Raw genomic sequence first — 4,322 nt, 5'->3', positions numbered from 1 at the left:
CGGGTCGTGAAGACGGCGCGCGAGGTCGAGACCGAGGTCGAGGCGGCGGCGGGCCGTGGTTTTCTCGGCGGCCCGATGGTGTGGGGTCTTGCGGCGCTTGCGGTGGTGATCGTGATCCTGGCGCTCACACGGTGAGGTTGGCGCGCTGAGTTTGGCGCGCCGGTGTTGGCGCGCACTGGTTTGGGCAACAGGTTTGAAGATGGCCGGCCGGGTCCTGAAGGGGCGTTGGAACAGGCCTTTTGGAACGAGGGAGGATTTGCATGGCCGAAGTGAGCATGGTCGTGAACGGGCGGACGGTGACGCGGACGGTCGAGGACCGGACGCTTCTCGTTGAGTTCCTGCGCGAGGGTCTTGGCCTGACGGGGACGCATGTGGGCTGCGACACGTCGCAATGCGGGGCGTGCGTGGTGCATGTGGACGGCAAGGCGGTGAAGTCCTGCACGATGCTTGCGGCGCAGGCCTCGGGGTCGGACGTGACGACGATCGAGGGTCTTGCGTCCGGGGGCGAGCTGCACCCGGTGCAGGCGGCGTTCAAGGAGCATCACGGGCTGCAGTGCGGCTTCTGCACGCCGGGGATGATCATGGCGGCGGTGGACATGATCGCGCGCCATGGCGGGGGACCGCTGGACGAGGCGACGATCCGGGCCGAGCTGGAAGGCAACATCTGTCGCTGCACGGGCTACCACAACATCGTCAAGGCGATCGCGGCCGCGAGCCAGACGATGGCCGGGATGAAGACGGCGGCCGAATAGGGCGCTGAAGCCGCCCTGCTGGTGCAAGGCCCGCGGCCGTTCTGGGGCGTTCTGGGGGGAACGGCCCTGCGGCGGGCCTGCCGGGCAGGGTGTCCGGGCGCATCGTCCGGATCAGGGCTTCGGGCCAGAACTTCGGGCCAGAACTTCGGGCAAGGACAGTTCGAGCAAGGACAATGTCGAAGCGGAGTGCGGCGCGGCGAGGAGGCCGGCGGCCGCGGGCATCCGCGAGGGAGGACGAGATGGCAGGTTCGGTTGAAGGTATCGGTGCGCGCGTGCAGCGCCGCGAGGACAAGCGCTTCATCACCGGCAAGGGTCGCTACACGGACGACATGACGGTGGCGGGCATGGCGCATGCGGTGTTCGTGCGCTCGCCCCATGCCCATGCGAAGGTGGTGTCGATCGATGCGGATGCGGCCCGGGCCATGCCGGGCGTGATCGCGGTGCTGAGCGGGCAGGAACTGGTTGCGGACGGGGTGGGCAACCTGATCTGCGGCTGGATGATCCACTCGAAGGACGGCAGCCCGATGAAGATGGGCGCCTGGCGGGCGCTGGAGAGCGAGCATGTGCGCCATGTCGGCCAAGCGGTGGCGGTGGTGATCGCCGAGACGCGGGGCCAGGCGCGCGATGCGGCCGATGCGGTGGAGGTCGAGTACGAGCCGCTGCCCGCGGTGGTGGATGCGCTGGATGCGCTGAAGGACGGCGCGCCGCAGCTGCACGAGGAGGCGCCGGGCAACCTGATCTACGACTGGGAGATCGGCGATGCGGCCGCCACCGAGGCGGCCTTCGCCTCCGCGGCGCATGTGACGCGGATGGAGATCCGCAACAACCGGCTGGTGCCGAACCCGATGGAGCCGCGCGCGGCGCTTGCCCAGTACGACGAGGCGGACGAGCACTACACGCTGTGGACGACCTCGCAGAACCCGCATGTGGCGCGGCTGGTGCTGTCGGCCTTCTACAACATCGCGCCGGAGCACAAGCTCAGGGTGATCGCGCCGGATGTGGGCGGCGGCTTCGGGTCGAAGATCTACATCTATCCGGAAGAGATGGTGTGCCTGTGGGCGTCGAAGAAGACGGGCGTCCCGGTGAAGTGGACGTGCGAGCGCACGGAGGCGTTCCTGACGGACGCGCATGGCCGCGACCACTACTCGGAAGCGGAGATGGCGCTGGACTCGCAGAACCGGATCCTTGGGCTTCGGGTGAAGACGGTGGCGAATCTGGGCGCCTACATGTCGCTGTTCTCCTCGTCGGTGCCGACCTATCTCTACGCGACGCTTCTGTCTGGCCAGTATGCGATCCCGGCGATCCACTGCAACGTGAAGACGGTCTACACCAACACGGTGCCGGTGGATGCGTATCGCGGGGCGGGGCGGCCGGAGGCGACCTACCTGCTGGAACGGATGATGGAGACGGCGGCGCGCGAGGTGGGGATGGACCCGGCCGAGTTCCGGCGGGCGAACTTCATCCGCTCGTTCCCGCACCAGACGCCGGTGATCATGTGCTACGACGCGGGCGACTACGATGCCTCGCTGGAGGCGGCGCTGTCGGCGATCGACTATGCGGGCTTTGCGGCGCGCAAGGCGGAGGCGGCGCGGCGGGGCAAGCTGCGCGGCATCGGGCTGTCCTGCTACATCGAGGCGTGCGGCATTGCGCCGAGCCAGGCGGTCGGCTCGCTGGGAGCGGGCGTCGGCTTGTGGGAATCGGCGGAGGTGCGGGTGAACCCGGTCGGCACGATCGAGGTGCTGACGGGCTCGCACAGCCATGGCCAGGGCCACGAGACGACCTTTGCGCAGCTGGTTGCGGAGCGGTTCGGTGTGGGTCTCGACACGGTCGCGATCGTGCATGGCGACACGGACAAGGTGCAGTTCGGCATGGGCACCTACGGCTCGCGCTCGGGCGCGGTCGGCATGTCGGCGATCGTCAAGGCGCTGGACAAGGTGGAGGCGAAGGCGAAGCGGATCGCAGCGCACCTGCTTGAGGCCTCGGAAGGGGACATCGCGCTGGAGGGCGGCACGTTCAAGGTGGCCGGCACGGACAAGGAGCTGCCGTTCTTCCAGGTGGCGCTTGCCGCCTATACGGCGCACAACCTGCCCGCCGGGATGGAGCCCGGCCTGAAGGAGGGGGCGTTCTACGACCCGACCAACTTCACGTTCCCGGCCGGCACCTATGTGTGCGAGGTGGAGGTGGACCCGGAGACGGGGCGGACGGAGATTGTCGACTTCGTTGCGGCGGACGACTTCGGGACGATCATCAACCCGATGATCGTGGAAGGGCAGGTGCATGGCGGTCTGACGCAGGGCATCGGCCAGGCGCTGCTGGAGAACGCGTCCTATGACGCGGACGGTCAGCTGCTGTCGGCGTCCTACATGGACTACACGATGCCGCGGGCGGACGACGTGCCGTCCTACCGGCTGATGACGACGGTAACGGCGTGCCCGGGCAACCCGCTGGGGATGAAGGGCTGCGGCGAGGCGGGGGCGATCGGCTCGCCGCCGGCGGTGATGAACGCGATCACCGACGCGATCGGGACCAACGCGCTGGAGATGCCGGCGACGCCGCAGGCGGTGTGGGCGGCGCTGAAGACGGTCCGTCCGGCACAGGCTGCGGAGTAGGGCAGCGGAGTAGCACGGCGGAACAGACGCCCACGCAATCCTTGAGGACGGCGCTCCCGGACGGCCCTAGGCCCCGGGGCGCCTTACCAGACGAGCAAGAGGCCCGGTCGCACTGCCGGGCGAGGGAGAACGGGATGTACGAGACGACCTATCACCGAGCGACGAGCGTCGCCGATGCGGCGGCGAAGATCGCCGGCAGCGAGGACGGCAAGATCCTGTCTGGCGGCATGACCCTGCTGCCGACGATGAAGCAGCGGCTGGCGGCGCCGTCCGATCTTGTCGACGTGACGCATGTCGCCGACCTGAAGGGGATCGCGGAGACGGGCGGCGCCTTGCGGATCGGGGCGGCGACGACCCATGCGGAGGTTGCCGGCTCGCAGAGCGTGCGGCGGCTGGCGCCGGGGCTTGCGGAGCTTGCCGGCCATATCGGCGATCCGCATGTGCGCCACCGCGGGACGATCGGTGGATCGATCGCCAACAACGACCCGGCGGCGGACTATCCTTCGGCGATGCTGGCCTTGGGGGCGACGATCGTCACCGACAAGCGCCGGCTTGCGGCTGAAGAGTTCTTCACCGGCCTGTTCGAGACGGCGCTGGAGGAGGGGGAGATCGTGACGGCGGTAGAGATCCCCGCCTGCGCGGCCTGCGCCTATGCCAAGTATCCGAACCCGGCCTCGCGCTATGCGATGGCGGGCGTGTTCATCGCCCGTACCGAGGACGGGGTACGGGTCGCGGTGACAGGCGCCGGGTCCAACGGCGTCTTCCGCCACGAGGGGCTGGAACAGGCGCTGTCGCAGAGCTTCACGCCGGAGGCCGCAGCCTCGGTGACAACCGAGGCCGACGACCTCATCTCCGACATCCACGGCTCGGCCGAATACCGCGCAAACCTCATCACCGTAATGGCCAAACGAGCAGTCGCTAAACTTAACAATTGAGAAGGCGTGGCCGCACGTCGACGGGG

3 protein-coding genes are annotated in these 4,322 nt (G+C 68.6%); all 3 read left to right on the top strand.

The genetic code is table 11. The features are described from left to right. The first annotated feature begins 260 nt into the window (after positions 1–260). The 3 genes from ACVJ6E_RS21725 (at position 261) to ACVJ6E_RS21715 (ending at position 4,296) form a co-directional block, all read left to right on the top strand. Entirely contained in the window at positions 261–752 is a 492-nt protein-coding gene (locus tag ACVJ6E_RS21725) for a (2Fe-2S)-binding protein (RefSeq protein WP_120270924.1), read from the top strand. A 239-nt stretch (positions 753–991) separates the two neighbouring features. Next, positions 992–3,361, top strand: a complete 2,370-nt coding sequence (locus ACVJ6E_RS21720; RefSeq protein WP_120270923.1) for a xanthine dehydrogenase family protein molybdopterin-binding subunit — start codon at positions 992–994, stop codon at positions 3,359–3,361. A gap of 134 nt (positions 3,362–3,495) precedes the next feature. Further along, a complete protein-coding gene (locus tag ACVJ6E_RS21715; protein ID WP_120270922.1) occupies positions 3,496–4,296 on the top strand; it encodes an FAD binding domain-containing protein in 801 nt (266 codons plus the stop codon). Positions 4,297–4,322 lie beyond the last annotated feature (26 nt).

This window comes from Stappia sp. G46H5W (assembly GCF_058448995.1).
This window is presented reverse-complemented; position numbering and strand designations above follow the sequence as displayed.